The organism is Chryseobacterium sp. MA9, assembly GCF_024399315.1.
Classification (GTDB): Bacteria; Bacteroidota; Bacteroidia; order Flavobacteriales; family Weeksellaceae; genus Chryseobacterium.
On the sequence record NZ_CP075170.1, the window covers coordinates 1,861,966 to 1,878,734 of the forward strand.

At 40.6% G+C, this 16,769-nt stretch carries 6 protein-coding genes; all 6 read left to right on the forward strand.

Annotated elements, in window-relative coordinates:
• Positions 1-71 precede the first annotated feature (71 nt).
• The 6 genes from glsA (at position 72) to KIK00_RS08410 (ending at position 16,766) form a co-directional block, all read left to right on the forward strand.
• Entirely contained in the window at positions 72-1,085 is a 1,014-nt protein-coding gene (glsA, locus tag KIK00_RS08385; RefSeq protein ID WP_255816109.1) for a glutaminase A, read from the forward strand.
• Between the two features lie 924 nt (positions 1,086-2,009).
• Complete coding sequence (locus KIK00_RS08390) at positions 2,010-9,038, forward strand: type I polyketide synthase (RefSeq protein ID WP_255816110.1); 7,029 nt, start codon at positions 2,010-2,012, stop codon at positions 9,036-9,038.
• Between the two features lie 19 nt (positions 9,039-9,057).
• Positions 9,058-13,311 carry a type I polyketide synthase gene (locus KIK00_RS08395; protein ID WP_255816111.1) on the forward strand — a complete coding sequence of 1,418 codons (4,254 nt, stop codon included), beginning with the start codon at positions 9,058-9,060 and terminating at the stop codon, positions 13,309-13,311.
• Entirely contained in the window at positions 13,299-13,598 is a 300-nt protein-coding gene (locus tag KIK00_RS08400) for an acyl carrier protein (RefSeq protein ID WP_255816112.1), read from the forward strand. The genes KIK00_RS08395 and KIK00_RS08400 overlap by 13 nt, the downstream gene beginning before the upstream one ends.
• Positions 13,589-14,371: an alpha/beta fold hydrolase gene (locus tag KIK00_RS08405; RefSeq protein WP_255816113.1), complete on the forward strand. Its 783-nt coding sequence runs from the start codon at positions 13,589-13,591 to the stop codon at positions 14,369-14,371. Before KIK00_RS08400 ends, KIK00_RS08405 begins: the two co-directional genes overlap by 10 nt.
• Complete coding sequence (locus KIK00_RS08410; RefSeq protein ID WP_255816114.1) at positions 14,364-16,766, forward strand: glycosyltransferase; 2,403 nt, start codon at positions 14,364-14,366, stop codon at positions 16,764-16,766. Before KIK00_RS08405 ends, KIK00_RS08410 begins: the two co-directional genes overlap by 8 nt.
• The last annotated feature ends 3 nt before the right edge of the window (positions 16,767-16,769 follow it).

A 16,769-nucleotide genomic window follows, 5' to 3' on the forward strand; every position in this document is an offset into this window, starting at 1 on the left:
CGACAAGATCAAAATACTTTATCTTTGTTTTTCAAGGCTCATCATAAACATTTTATTTGAAGATCTTCTCTATGAAAAACAACAGCTTTTTATTTTCTGCAAAAGGAATTTGCACCGCAGCTTTTCTTTCCTTAAACACAATAGTTTACGCTCAAAAAGCCGCAGATATTTCAACAATTTCAGAAAAAACACTCAACAACATTCTGGAAAAAAACAGAGCTTATTATACACAAGGCAAAGTGGCAGATTATATTCCTGAACTGGGAAAAATGGATGCCAAAGCAATTGCCTTTTCAGTGGTAGATAAAAACGGAAAAATATTCAACACAGGTGATGTAAGTAAAAAATTCACCATGCAGAGTATCTCCAAAATCATATCATTAATGGTAGCTGTAAACGAAAAAAGTGAGGCTCATATTTTTGATAAGATGGGATATTTCGGCTCTGACAAACCTTTTAATCATTTTTCAAACCTTGAAACTACAGGCAAACCGCTCAATCCCATGATGAATGCGGGGGCAATCCTTACCACTTCGCTAATTTCGGGAGATGGCGAAAAACCTTTCCTTAAGATTCTGGACATGGTGAGATATATTACCAAAAATCAGACAATTGATTATAACAAATCCGTCTATGAATCTGAAAAGTCAACAGGACATCGAAATCGTGGTATGTTCTATATAATGAAAAACAGCGGACTGATTTCTGGAAATGAAGACCAGCTGGATAACTATTTCAAACAATGTTCTATTGAGCTTACCGCTGAAGATCTTGCAAAAATCGGCTACTTCTTTGCCAACCAATGTGTAAGGTTTGACGGCGATACTACCTATAAGAATGCGGAAATGGCCAAACTGATAGAATCACAGATGCTGACCGCCGGAATGTATGAATTCAGTGGTGAATACTCCAGAACTGTAGGCCTTCCAAGTAAATCCGGTGTCGGAGGCGGAATTACCGTAAGTGTTCCAGGAAAAATAGGAATTGGTGTATTCAGCCCATCTTTGGATCAGCATGGCAATTCGCTGGCAGGATATCACATGATCTTAGATCTGGCAAAACAGTACGGATTGAGTATATTTTAAATTTAACAGTCTGTTAACTTACAGACCATTCATCTGATAATAAAATTACATTGGCCGTCACAGCCTTTAAATGGCTTATTTATCAGAAAAATCTTAACGATCAACCTATTTAAAAACAGTAAGTATATTAAATACTTACTGTTTTTTTATGAATTTCGGAAAGATATTTTAATTATTCATTAAAATACCTATCTGTTTATTTATCAAAAAGATAGACAAAATTCACAAATAATTTAAATTAAATCACAATATATTGATTAATTTTACGTAAATTCGTTTATCCGTTTTATCAGATTCACAAAGGTTATTCTTACAATTCCTTACCCCATTCAAAGTATATTATCTTTTTGTAATATACCCTAAAACAAATCTCTCATTTTTGAAATATTTTATTTTTTATTCCTATATTTGCTTAACATTTTTTTAACTATAAATATTTATACTTATAGTTAATAAGATTGTACCGCCATATTTCTAAGAATAAGAAAACAATAAATATACTTTAATAGCATTTGAACAATTGATATTTTTCTATTAAAAAATCATTATCAAATTGCATTTATGACTAAAGATATATTATAATTTTATTATTTTTATTTCCTCATAACAGCAAATCGCGATTTATGCCGATGGTATTAGTGTTTTGCCATGAGATATCATTATTCATTCCTATACCGTAAATGCTATGAAAAACTTGACTAAAATCAGGCTAATGCCTTTTGAAAAGCCGGACATCAACCTTATATCATACAATCTATCAACAAACTGTAGATTATTGAATAATCACCATAAAAAAAACACAAATAGTTAACGATTTAACAAAAACCAATTTTATTATATCGTAGCAAAAAGCGATCGCCTTAATACCGAAAGGCTCTGCATTTTGTTATAAATCTCTTGCTATCATTCAATAATTATCACGCCATGAAAAACCTAACCATTATTGGACTGACGCCTTTTGAAAAACCAGACGTTAACCTTATCTCTAAACTACACCAGGCGGGTGCATTTCCCGTTTTAAGTTTAGGAAATGAGATAACGGCTGCACAGGAAGCGTTACATCAACTTGACCAGATAGACGTACCATCGTATGGTATTTATTTTTCTAAAGACAACTTCGCCTCTCTTCAAATTTCTGAAAAAGTAAGATTTGCGATCCTTCCTTTCGGAATGTCAAAGCCCTTCAATCTGCCTGCTGTTTATCAGGTAAGCAGTTTGGAAGAAGCCATAGAAGCTGAACAATCGGGAGCAGAAGGAATCATTATTAAAGGAAATGAAGCAGGCGGATTAGTAGGCTATGAATCCACGTTTGTGTTATTTCAGCGTGTGATCAAAGAAATTCAGAACATTCCGGTGTGGGTACAGGGAGGAATAGGTCTCCATACTGCAGCGGCATCAAAAGCATTGGGAGCAACAGGAGTTGTATTGGACAGTCAGCTGGCCCTATTTCCTGAAAGTTCAGTTCCTAAGGATCTGAAAGAAGTGTGCTCAAAGCTGAATGGTACAGAAACCAAGGTGATTGCTAATCATCGTATATTAGTAAGACCCAATTCACCTGTATTACCTGAAAATGTAACCGCTGAAAATCTGAAACAGTACTTTACCGGTTTCGACCTTAGCACATGTTATATTCCTATGGGACAAGACATCTCGCTGGCAACAGACCTGTATGAAGATTTCAAAACCCTGAAAAAACTGGTTTTCGGATTCAAAGAGGCTATGTATGGACACCTGAAACAGGCAAAAGCACTGAAGGTAATCAATAAAGACAATCCAATGGCTCAGGAGCTGGGTCTGCATTACCCCATTGCTCAAGGTCCGATGACCCGCGTAAGTGATGTTCCATTATTCGCCAATGCAGTAGCAGATGCCGGAGCCTTACCTTTTGTTGCTTTATCCTTATTAAAAGGAGAATCTGCAAAATCTCTGGTAATGGATACCAAAAAACTGGCTGGTGATAAAACTTGGGGAGTAGGAATTTTAGGATTCGCGCCACAGGAATTAAGAGAAGAACAAACCTCATATATATTAGAAGCTAAGCCTCCTGTGATTTTGATTGCAGGCGGAAGACCAGCTCAGGCTAAAGTATTTGAAAAAGCTGGAATAAAATCATTCTTACACGTTCCTTCCCCTGCCCTTCTGGATATTTTCCTGAAAGAAGGTGCTAAAAATTTCATTTTTGAAGGACGTGAATGCGGAGGGCATGTAGGTCCTCTTTCAAGTATGGTTCTCTGGGAAAAACAAATTGAACGTATCTTAAAAGAAGAACACCCCGAAAATATCAGTGTCTTTTTTGCAGGAGGAATTCACAACGCATTTTCAACCGCGTTTGTTTCTATCATGGCCGCACCATTAGCTGCAAGAGGAGTAAAAATTGGTGTATTGATGGGAACTGCTTATCTCTATACACACGAAGCTGTGCAAACCGGAGCCATTCAGGAAGAGTTCCAGGCGCAGGCTATGCAGGCAAAAGATACCGTTCTATTGGAAACAGCTCCGGGACATGAAACCCGTTGTTTAAATACTGCATTTGCCCATCATTTCAATACAGAGAAAGCAAAACTTCTTGCTGCAGGAATGGACAAAAAACAGGTGTGGGAACAACTTGAAAAATTAAACGTAGGCCGTTTACGAATCGCAGCTAAAGGTATCGAGCGTCAGGGTGATAAACTTGTCAACATTCCTAAAGATGACCAACTAGACTTAGGAATGTACATGATAGGACAGGTAGCTACGATGCACAATCGTGTAATCTCATTAGCTGCTTTACATCAAAGTGTTGTAGACAATTACGAACACATTCAGAACGCTGCATTACCTGAAGAACCTATTTCCACAGAAAAACCTCTGGACATTGCTATCGTAGGAATGGAATGTATTTTCCCGGGTGCTAAAAACCTGGATGAATACTGGAGAAATATCATTTTAGGAAAAGACAGTGTTACCGAAGTACCGGATGAAAGATGGAATAAAGAATTGTATTACCATCCGGATTCTGACGGACCGGATGTATCTCATTCCAAATGGGGTGGATTTATTCCTAAAATTGATTTCGATCCGCTGGCATTTGGTATTCCACCACAATCACTTGCAGCTATTGAACCTACACAACTATTGACTTTATTGGTCGCTAAGCGTGCTATGGAAGATGCAGGATATGGCGAAAAACACATCAACAGAGAAAACATTTCTGTTATTATAGGTGCTGAGGGAGGTAATGACCTTGCCAACAGCTATAGTTTCAGAGGATATTATAAACAGGTTTTCGGAGAACTTCACGAAGAAGTAAAAGAAGCCTTCCCACATACAACGGAAGATTCTTTCCCAGGTATTCTGGCGAATGTAATCGCTGGTAGAATTACAAACCGCCTGGATCTTGGCGGTAGAAACTTTACCGTAGATGCAGCTTGTGCTTCGTCATTAGCCGCTATTGATCTTGCCTGTCAGGAACTGGTATTAGGCAAATCTGATATGGTTCTTGCCGGAGGTGCAGATTTACACAATGGAATCAATGATTATTTGATGTTCTCCAGCACGCATGCCCTATCAAGAAAAGGAAGATGTGCTACTTTTGATGGTGATGCAGATGGTATCGCCCTTGGAGAAGGTATCGCCATCCTTGTTTTAAAAAGATATGAAGATGCTGTACGTGATGGCGACCGTATTTATTCGGTGATTAAAGGAGTTGGAGGATCCAGTGATGGTAAAGCTCTTGGACTGACTGCTCCAAGACAAATAGGCCAGGTAAGAGCATTAGAACGTGCTTATTCTCAGGCTGGAATAAGTCCTGCTTCCGTAGGTCTTGTAGAAGCTCATGGTACCGGAACTGTTGTGGGTGACAAAACTGAATTAAGTGCACTGACTAATTTATTCAGCCGTTCGGGAGCTTTACCTGGGCAGACGCATCTAGGTTCTGTGAAAACACAGATCGGGCATACTAAGTGTGCGGCAGGATTAGCTGGATTGATCAAAGCTTCTCTTGCTGTATACCACGGGGTAAAACCACCTACCCTACACCTTCAGCAGCCTAATGCTTATTATAATGCAGAAACCAGTCCGTTTGCATTTCATGCAGAAAGTGGATTGTGGAGCGAGAAAAACCGTTATGCTGGGATCAGTGCTTTCGGATTCGGAGGAACGAATTTCCATACGGTAATTGCCAACCACCCTAAGCAGGATAATTCAATTGCAATGCAGTCATGGCCTTCAGAATTGTTTGTTTTCCGTGGAGATACGTATGAAGAAGCGAAAGGACAGTCAAGCCAGATTAAAGCTTTATTAGAAATTAACGATGGTATTCCATTAAAAGATATAGCGTACAGTTTAAGCATCAGTTCAGAAAAGCCAATTCAGTTCAGCATCGTTGCAGACACCGCTGAAGACCTGATGATGAAGCTTGAACTGGTATTACTAGGGATTGAGACAAAAGACACTTTTACGGTTAATAAAAAAGAAGGTAAAGTAGCGTTCACATTCCCGGGACAAGGCAGTCAGAGAATCAATATGGCTCGTGACTTATTTGTGGTTTTCCCGGCTATGCGCAAGATCATTGATGAGTATCCTGAACTTGAAAAAGTAGTTTTCCCATCTAAAACCTTTAATGAAGCTGATTTAAAGCAACAGAAAGAAACCATTAAAGATACCCGTTTAGCACAACCACTTTTAGGAATTGTAGACCTTGCATTGGCTAAATTCTTAGAATCATTGGGCATTATTCCTGATATGCTGGCAGGTCACAGCTATGGTGAAATACCAGCCTTATGTTTTGCAGGAGTATTTGGAGAAGATAAACTGGTTGACTTAAGTGTTAAGAGAGCCCAATCTATCTTAGATTCAGTAGAAGGCGGAGATCCGGGGTCAATGCTGGCAGCAAGTGCTACTCCGGAACGTTTACAACCAATGATTGCAAAAGTAGAAGGATGTTATCCTGTAAACTTCAATGCTCCAACTCAATGTGTTATCGCTGGAAGTACAGAAGCGATCAATAAATTATTGGAAGTGCTTAAACAGGAAGGTATTTCTGCTAAAAAACTGGAAGTTGCATGTGCATTCCACAGCCCGTTATTGGCAAAATCCAAGAATTTATATGCTGAAGTATTAAAAGACGTTCCTTTCCAGGAAATGCAGATCCCTGTATGGTCCAATACTACAGCAGAAGCATATCCGTCGAACCCATCAGAAATAAAAGAAAGGCTTACTGACCATCTGGTACAGCCTGTAAGATTTGTAGAACAGCTTCAGGCTATGTACAATGATGGTGCAAGAATCTTCATCGAAGTAGGACCTGGAAAAGTACTTACCGGATTAACCAAGTCTTGTCTGGAAAAAGATCAGCTGACCCTATATGTTGAAGACAACAGCCGTAATAAATTTAGTCATCTTCTTTGCATGCTAGCTCAATATTTAGGAACAGGCCGAAGCTTTACGATCAACAAGCTTTTTGATGGTAGAAGTGTCAACGTTATTGACCTTAACCAACCAGAGCTTTACAAGAAAAGCCCAGCCATCTGGCGTGTTAACGGGCAAACTGCCCACCCAACTACTGGTAATCTGCCAGCTAATGGTGCATTACCACTTATAAACCCTATTCCCATGAACAACTTTACTAATAATCCACAGGCACCCGCAACTGAGGCTCAGTCTACCGCTGAACGTATGTTGCAGGAATATTTAAACAGTATGAAATTAATGATACAGGCACAGCGTGATGTGATGCTTTCCTTTATGGGACAGAATCCTCAGGCATTCCCTGCTCCTGTGTACAATTCATCAGCACCAATTGCTGCGCACCAGCCAATATCTGCCATTCCGGTTCAGCCTGTTCAACAGGAAAGACCGGTAGCCGTTGCTGCTGTGAAGCAAGCTCCTGCAAGAGATATCAAATCCTTATTACTACAGGTAGTAAGTGACAAAACAGGATATCCTCAGGAAATGCTGGGTATGGAAATGGACCTTGAAGCGGATTTAAGTATTGATTCTATTAAAAGAGTTGAGATCATCGGAACACTTCGTAACGAACTGGGAAGTCTGGGTAACGGAAATACCAGTGAAGATACCGTTATGGAGCAATTAGCCGGAATAAAAACTTTAAGTGGCCTTGTTTCATGGCTTACTGAATTCTCAGGAGCTGAGACAACTGCTACACCTGAAAAAAATGGATCAGCAGCTGAATCATCAGTTGCACAATCAAAAGCTCAACCAACATTTTCTCTTGAAGACCTACAAAATGCAATTCTGAATATCGTAAGTGAAAAAACAGGATATCCTAAAGAAATGTTGGGTCTTGACCTTGATCTGGAAGCTGATTTAAGTATAGACTCCATCAAACGTATGGAAATCATCGGTGATCTTAAGACCAAGATTGGTTTTGGTCAAAACCTTGAACAGGCGGATGATGTCATGGAAAAACTGGCTGCCATTAAAACTCTTCGTGGTTTGGCAAGCTGGATCAGCGAAATGAATGGTGAAACAAACGAAACCGATCAGGAAACGAAAGAAACCAACATCGCAGAGCCAACTCAAAATGTACTTTCACGTCTTCGTTTTGATATCACTCCTACCGATGATTTTTTAGTACAAAATACAGAAGTATTGCAGGGAAAACGTTTTGCCATTACTCAAGATGACAGCAAACAAACCTCGGCAATCAAAGAAGCGTTGGAAAAACACGGAGCTATTGTAGAATTAGTAGATACAGAAAAAGATCTTTCTAATATTGACGGATTAATTATGCTGGATTTATTCTCAGCAGCTGATAAACCAAGCATTATTGATCATGTAGATCTGATCAAAAAACTGGATTTCGATAAAGCAAAATGGGTATATCTGATCTCAGATATTCCGGCACACCTACAGGAAATTACAGATGCAAGCATATTACGCCATCATCAGGGATATCCGGGACTTTTCAAAAGTCTGGCAAGAGAATTTGATAATACAACTTGTAGATTAATCAGCCTTGGCACGCCTCAGGAAGTAGATCAGATTGCTGAAATTACTTTAAAGGAAATCCTTACCAACGATAAACCCGCTGAAGTTATTTATAAAAACGATCAGAGGCATAAAGTAGATATTATCCCTTCTCCATTGTCAACAAGCTTAAACGAAGCTCATATCCAATTAGATCAAAAATCTGTGGTATTGGTATTGGGAGGAGCACAGGGAATCACTGCTGAATTGGCAAAACATATGTCTCAGGCTTATCCTTGTACTTATATTCTGGTAGGAAGATCAGCCGATCCAAGAGAGGGAGCGTTAGAATTAAAAGAATTTGAAGCCATGAAAACCAAAGAAGAAATCAGAGGTTTCCTTATCAGATCCGGCAAATTCACTGCCCCTGCAGAAATAGAAAAAGAAACAACTAAGATTTTCAAAAACAATCAGATTCTACGCACAATCCGTGATATGGAAGCGCTTGGAAACACCATTATTTACCAATCATTGGATCTTTGTGACGAAGAAGGCTTAGGTAATCTGATCAGCAGTATTTATGAAAAATACAACCGTCTGGATGGAGTGATCCATGGCGCAGGTCTTTTAGAAGATAAACTATTCAAACAAAAGACCACAAGCTCTTTCGGACGTGTATTTGATACTAAAGTAAAACCACTTCGTGTATTGGCAGAACAGCTTCGTTCAGACTGTCAGTTTGTAGTATTATTCTCAAGTATTGCTTCTGTATATGGTAACAAAGGTCAGACAGATTATGCTGCAGCAAACAGCGTACTGGATGATTACGCTAATGCTTTAAACAAAAGATTAAAAGGAAAAGTAATCTCTATCAACTGGGGACCATGGAAAGGTGCCGGAATGGTTTCCTCCACCCTTGAATCAGAATACGAACGTCGAGGTATTTCTATGATTCCATTGGATGAAGGAAAAGAAATCTTCCTTAACGAGATAAAATACGGAACCGAAAGCCAGGTGCTGATCATGTCAGGAAATAATTGGTAAAACTCTGTATAAACGAAGTATGAAAAAAACAGATGTTGCTGTAATTGGTCTATCCTGTGTCTTTCCTGGGGCACAGGATGCCAACACTTTTTGGCAGAATATTGTCAATAAAGTCGATTCTACCGAGCTGGCTCCGGCTGATCGGATAGATCCGGTTCATTTCAGTGATGCCACAAGCCCCGTTGATCGTTTTTACTGTCAGCGTGGAGGGTTTATCCCTGATTATACATTCGATCCTACAGCTTTTGGTATTCTGCCATTAGCTGTTGAAGGAACGGAACCTGACCATTTGCTTACCCTTGATCTGGTACAGAAAGCACTGGAAGATGCAGGCATATTTCAGAAGAATATTTCCCTTGAAAAAACGGGAATCATCATCGGTAAAGGAAACTACACTGGACCAGGTGCTACCCGTGCCATCGAAATTGTAAGAACCGGAGAACAGATTTCTTCATTATTACAGGAATTGCTGCCTCAGGTTTCTTCTGCAGACATTGAAAAAGTAAAACATGCTTTTCAACAGCGTAAAGGACGTTTTGCAGCAGATACGGCTATGGGGTTAATTCCTAATCTTGTTGCCTCTCTTGTTGCGAACCGCTTCAATTTAGGAGGCGCTGCATTTACCGTGGATGCCGCCTGTGCTTCTGCTTTAATTGCTGTAGATCATGCAGTACAGGAACTTCAGAGAGGTCGTTCCGATATCATGATCGCAGGTGGCGTACACACAGGACAGAATGCCGCTTTCTGGAGTATTTTTGCCCAGTTGGGAGCAATGTCTCACCAACAGCAGATCAAACCGTTCAGTATGGATGCTGACGGTCTATTGATTGGGGAAGGCTGCGGTTTTGTAGTCTTAAAACGATTGGAGGATGCCGTTCGTGATCAGGACAAAATTTATGCTGTGATCAAAGGTGTGGGCGTAAGCAGTGATGGTAATGGAACCAGCGTAATGAGCCCATCCGTAAAAGGCCAGTTGAAAGCTTTAGAACAGGCATGGATCAATGCTGACTTAGATAAAAATAAAGTGGGATATCTTGAGGCGCACGGCACAGGAACTCCACTTGGAGATAAAACAGAGCTTCAGACCTTAGCTCAATTCTTCGGAAAAGAAGAAGCGGCTCCGGCAGCGGGTATCGGATCGGTAAAGTCCAATATTGGACATGCTATGCCCGCAGCAGGAATTGCAGGATTGATTAAAACCTGTCTGGCATTACACCACGATACTCTACCTCCAACCTTATATTGTGAAAATCCAACTGCGGATATGCAGAACACAAGATTTGAGCCTGTACAGGAAGCCAAAAACTGGTCAAAAACAGGACTGCCAAAAGTAGCCGCAGTAAATGCTTTCGGATTCGGAGGGATCAATGCTCACGTTGTTCTTGAAGGCTATGATATGCCGAAAAAAGATCATGTGTTGATATTGGCAAGACCTACCCATGAAGAATTGCTTTCTGCATTACAAAATAATGAAGCAGTAATTGGGGAAGGAGATTTCAGAGTTGCAATATTCGATCCGACACCTGCAAGAGTAGAAAAAGCCATTAAAATTGTTTCCAAGAACCTTACCTGGAAAAATAAACAGGATATCTGGTATACTTCTGCTCCATTATTAAAAGATGGCGGTAAAGTAGCCTTTGTATTCCCTGGCTTAGACGGCCTGGCAAAAGGAGAAGTAGAAACGGTGAGCCGTTATTTCGGACTGACAGCACCTATAGAAACTGAAGGTGAAGGTCTTTTAACCGATGCTTTAAACATTTTCAACAACTGCAGTATCCTTGATAATTCACTGAAAAAACTGGGAATTATCCCAGATATGAATGCCGGACACAGTTTAGGAGAATGGCTGGCAGGTTACTCTTCAGAATTAGCAGAAGCCAACTCTGTAAAGGCATTAATTGATGTGCTGAATCCTGAAACTTTTGAATTAAAAGATTCCAAATTCATCGCCATAGGTGCCGGAATTGATGTCATACAACCTTTTATCACTGAAATTCTCAACCTTTATGTTTCCAATGACAACTGTCCTAATCAGGTGATTCTTTGCGGAAGTAATGCTGCGTTGGACGAATTGGTTCCTTTGTTAAAAGCAAAACAGATCTTCCATCAGGTATTGCCGTTCCAGTCTGGATTCCACTCTCCTTTTATCGCTGATAAACTGGATGTAATCCTTGCGGGAATGGAAAAGGCACAGTTCCAGCAGACGAAAATACCATTGTGGTCTGCTACCACATTAGAACCTTATCCTGCAGATCAGGCAGCGATCAGACAACTGAGTGCCGAGCATTTGGTTCAGCCTGTCCGTTTCCGTGAACTGACAGATAAATTATACGAAGAAGGCGCAAGAGTTTTCATCCAGGTGGGTACAGGTGGATTGATCGGATTTATTGATGATACCTTGAAGGGAAAAGCATTCAGTACGATTGCATCCAGCGTTCCTACCCGTTCTGCATTGGCTCAGTTACAAAGAGTAGTTGCTTCATTATTTGTAGAAGGAAAAACAATCGCTCTTGATTTTCTGGAGATTCAGAATCATTCGAAAAGACCTTCAGGAAAAGGCATTAAGCTGGAATTAGGGTCGCCTATTATCCGTAATTTTAAAGAAGTGAAAGCTTTGGCTCAATCATTTGATACGCCAAAACAATATACTGCAACAGCTTCAGCTATTGCTGCAAAAAGTGGACATCCGCTGGTACAGGCCTTCCAGGAAAACGTTGCAGATATGATCCGTATGCAGGAAGAAGTCTTGACTTTATTCCAGAACCGTCCGGAAATCACGATTCAAAGACCTGCACCTGTAGTTCCTGCAGCTCAGAAAGCACCAAGAAGTACAACCTTCACAAAAGACTTGTATGTAACCCTGGAAAGTCATCCTTACCTGATCGACCACAGCTTATTGAGACAGCCAAAAGGATGGGCTCATGTAGCAGATATGGAACCGGTCATTCCGATGACGATGATCTTTGAACAATTAGCAGAAATTGCAGAAGCAGAAATTCCCGGAACACGGGTTCATAAAATCATGAACGTAAGTGTATTCCAATGGATGAACGTAGCCAAACCTTTCGAAAAAACCGTAAAAGGAGAATGGCGCTCACCGAACCACGCTTACCTCGATATTGAAAACTTTGCCAACGCAGAAGTCGTTTTAAAATCTGCTCCTGTTCCGACACCTGATTTCAATATTTCCATCGGTAATATTTTACCTATCGAAAGAACCCCTGAAGAAATCTATGACATGCACATGTTCCATGGAGATAAATACCAGGGAATTACTGAGGTTTCAGCCGTTGGAGACAAAGGAATCATCGGAAAAATAAAAGGAAACGGTGGTAAAGGCTCTTTACTGGATAATGCAGGACAGTTATTCGGGCTTTGGCTTCAGCTTACTTTGGTGAAAGACCGTATTGCATTCCCGGTAAAAATCAGAGATATTGAATTCTTCGGAGATATGCATGATCAGGAAGGTATTTTTGAATGTACCTGTATGCTGACCGAGCTTAATGATGAATTCGCCATCGCAGATATCATCCTGAAAAGAGACGGAAAAGTATGGTGCGCTATTACCGGCTGGCAAAACAGAAGACTGGAAATTGATGCCGCTTTATGGAATGTTTCCATGTCACCGCTCCACAACCGTCTTTCAGAAGAGATTGCTCCTGAAGTTTTCTTCTTCCATCAGGCGTATACAAGAGTTGCTTCATGGGATTTTATCCTGAAAAGATACTTCAACCAGACGGAAAAACAGCATCACCAGCAGCTATTACCCAACAAAAAGAAAAACTGGATGGTAAGCCGTGTAGCAGTGAAAGATGCCGTAAGAAACCTTCTTCGTAAGGAAAAAAATCATGCATGCTTCCCGATCACCTTTGAAATCCGTTCCGATGAAGTGGGCAAACCTTACCTCATCAGTGATTTTACAGAAGACATTCATATTTCTTTAGCTCATAAAGGAAAAGAAGCTGTGGGAATCGCGAGATATGGAAAATCTGTAGGAATCGATATGGAACTGATGGAAGAACGCAGTTCAGGATTCTACGACATGGTATTTACCGACAAAGAATTAGCCTTATTAAAAGACAGAGATCAGGCAGAATGGACCACCCGCTTTTGGGTAGCCAAGGAAGCTTATGGGAAGTTCCTGGGAACAGGACTGAAAGGAAATCCTAAAGCCTTCGAAGTCGAACTTATAAAAGATGATCACCTGTGGATCAACAACATTGAAATCAAAACTATTAAACATAAAAATTATATTATCGGATGGACACTGTAAACGCAACATTAAAAATGAACCACGAAGAACTTTTTACTTTATTAAAAGGTTTTATTACTGAAGTGATAGGTGCTGAATTTGTAGAAGAGATGGATATTACTCCTGAAAGTTCATTCACCAAGGATCTTGAAATGGACAGCATTGAGATTGTCTCTTTCTCTGAAAAGATCAAAGCGCATTTTGGCGAGCAGATCGATTTTACAGGCTGGCTTTCTTCTATGGATCTTGACCAGCTGATCAATCTTGACCTTAGTATGATCATCAATTATATCTACGAATGCCAATAATCACTGTCAATAACAGACAAGTTCATATACAGGAACTCAACAAAGGAGCCGAACAAACCGTGGTACTCATCCACGGTATGTTCAGTAACCTGTCCATTTATTATTTTAATATTGCCCCTGTGCTGGCCAAGCATTTCCATGTGGTGATGTACGATCTGAAGAGCCATGGTATGAGTGAACGCTTTTTGGATGGGTACGACCTGGACAACATGTCATCCGATCTGATGGGTTTAATAGATCATCTTCAACTGGAAAAAGTACACCTTGTCGGCTATAGCTTCGGAGGTCTTATTGCATTAAAAACAGCATTAGAATATCCTGACCGCGTGAATCAGCTCGTAGTGATGGAAGCTCCGGATCCTCAGGACGAAAAAGCACGTAACATCATTGATGAATACAGCAAAGAGTTTCTTGAGCACTATGTAGCCAACTTTACAGATACCACCAAAGTGCAGATGGGTAAAAGACAAATGGAAAAGAACCATCGTATGTATGAATTTCTGTTTAACCAGACCAGCATTAAAGCAGATATGATCAGGGAAAAACATTTCCTGGGTGAAACCGACTTCAACAGACTGACGGCTTCCACTCTATTGCTTTATGGGGCTGATTCCAACTGCAGACCAACAGGTGAATGGCTGCAATCTCAAATCAGCCAGTCTGAACTTGAATTAATTCCGGGTGATCATAATATTCCTATCCAGGAACCTCAGCGCATTGCTGAAACGATCTCTCAATTTTTATCTAAAATTTTAACACAAAACCATGGCTAAATTTGCATTTATAGTTCCACCATTGACAGGACATGTCAACCCTACCCTAAGCATCGGTACTACGCTGCTGGAAAGAGGGCATGAAGTAGCCTGGATCAGCCTTGACCCTACTTTAGAGGCTAAACTTCCCGAAGGAGGAAAATTATTACTGATCCAATACGATCAGACCGACGAAGAAAAGAAAGAAAGTGAACAGTACCTCGATATTATTTCAAAAAAAGTTGTGTATGGCATAGACAGCGTTAAGTTCCTTTACGAAGAGGTTCTTATCCCACTGAACAGACATTGCTATAATGGTATTGTTGCTTTATTAAAAACATATCAGCCTGATTTGATTATCGGGGATCATCAGTTATTTGCAGCCCCGGTTGCAGCCAAAACACTTGGAATTCCTTACGCCACTTCCGTTACCGCTCCGGCAGCTATTAAAATCATGAATGAGCTTCCAAAAGTACATGAATGGGAAGTGAATCAAATCATCGATCTGCAGAAAGAATTGGGTTTCCAGGAAGAACGCTCTCTGGCGACTTCAGATCTGTTAACGCTTGTTCTGACATCCAAGTATTTCTTTGGGGAAATGGATGATCTGCCGTCTCAATATCAATTCACAGGTCCGGTTCTTACCGAAAGACGCATCTCATGTGAATTTGACTGGGATAAACTAAAAAGTGTTACCAATAAAAAGATTTTAGTAAGTATCGGAACTACCTTCGATCATGATCATAAAAAAGCATTTTTCCAAAAGGTCATTGATGCCTTTAAAGATGAAGACTTAACTGTTGTAGTGGTTTCCGATCCGCAGCTTTTCGAGCAATGGCCGGATAACTTTATGGTGTACCAGCAGGTTCCTCAACTTGATCTGCTGCCTCATCTGGATGGTGTGGTTTGCCATGGCGGTCACAATACCGTATCTGAAACCTTATCACACGGTATTCCTTTGGTAGTTATTCCGATTGCCTATGACCAGTCTCACGTTGCAGGGCGTGTTGTCCGTACAGAAGCGGGTGAGCGTCTTAATTTTAACCGATTTAAAGCTAATCACCTTAGAGAAGCTGTACAGCAAATTCTGAATAATCCAAGCTATAAAGAAGCTGCCCAGAAAGTAGGACAGTCTTTTGTGGAAGCAGGAGGTGCACCTACAGCAGCTAACTTATTGGAACAGGCTATATCAAAGACTTCAAAGCCTGAAAAGCCATCTAAATTTTTATTCGTTGTACCTCCGTTTTTCGGACATGTGAGCCCTACATTAAGTGTGGGAGCAAGTCTGATTGCCCGTGGGCACGAAGTAAAATGGTTCGGAATTACGCCTTTAGACAGCAAACATATTCCTGAAGGAGGTTCTTATTTCTATCCTGAAGAAGATCTTGTTCCGTATCAGGAGGAAATTGCCCGTATTTTAAAAAGACAGGATGACGGACCTGCATGTTCCGGGCCTGAAGTAATGAAACTGGCACTGGAAGAAACATATGTTCCATTTGCTAAAATGATGATGCCGGGATTAACCAGACTGACAGAAACCTGGATGCCAGATGTTATTGTGAATGACTGCATCACTTTCGGAGGGGCTCTTTTCGCCCATAAAAATAATATTCCCTGTGTAACCACTACTCCCGTTCCACCCGATGTCATGGGAGATACGGAAAAAAGTGCTCCAAAAATCTGGGAATGGCAGCAGAATCTGATCAAAGACCTGCAAAAAGAAGTAGGAATTCATGAGGAAGGAATTTATATCCATTCTCATAAGCTGAATATGGTGTTTACGTCACAAGCCTTTGCCGGTTTTGAAACCGTTCCGTCTCATATGAAATTTGTAGGTCCGGTGAAAGGCCGTCCGAACGATGCTCCATTTGACTGGGATAAACTGAATGCTTCTACAGCTCCAAAAATATTCGTATCATTGGGAACGCTGCTAGTCGATATCAGAAAAGCTTTCTTTGAAAAGATCATCGCTGCATTTAAAGACCAGCCGGTAACGGTAATTGCCGCTACTCCACCGGAAATCTTTGAAGAATGGCCGGACAACTTTATCGTGAACAGTTTTGTACCTCAGTCAGCGGTGATGCAGCAAATGGATATGGTGATTTGCCACGGTGGTTTCAATACCGTAAATGATACTTTCCGTAACGGCTTACCAATGTTGATTACGCCCATCGCTTATGATCACTTCCACATTGCGAAACTGATCGAGCAGGCAGGCTGCGGAATCAGCATCCGATACAAAAGGCTGCGTGTAGATGCTCTTCGTGAAACCGTTTTTGAATTATTGGAAAATCCCAAATACAGAACAGCCGCTCAGGAAGTCCGTAATACATTCACGCTTGCCGGAGGAAATGACAAAGCGGTGGAACTGTTAGAAAATTTTGTACACGAACATTCAACATTAGCTTCAGTGTAGCCT

Coding starts and splice junctions, on each gene's coding strand:
- glsA (WP_255816109.1), top strand. CDS start 72: ATGAAAAACAACAGCTTTTTATTTTCTGCAAAAGGAATTTGCACCGCA.
- KIK00_RS08390 (WP_255816110.1), top strand. CDS start 2,010: ATGAAAAACCTAACCATTATTGGACTGACGCCTTTTGAAAAACCAGAC.
- KIK00_RS08395 (WP_255816111.1), top strand. CDS start 9,058: ATGAAAAAAACAGATGTTGCTGTAATTGGTCTATCCTGTGTCTTTCCT.
- KIK00_RS08400 (WP_255816112.1), top strand. CDS start 13,299: ATGGACACTGTAAACGCAACATTAAAAATGAACCACGAAGAACTTTTT.
- KIK00_RS08405 (WP_255816113.1), top strand. CDS start 13,589: ATGCCAATAATCACTGTCAATAACAGACAAGTTCATATACAGGAACTC.
- KIK00_RS08410 (WP_255816114.1), top strand. CDS start 14,364: ATGGCTAAATTTGCATTTATAGTTCCACCATTGACAGGACATGTCAAC.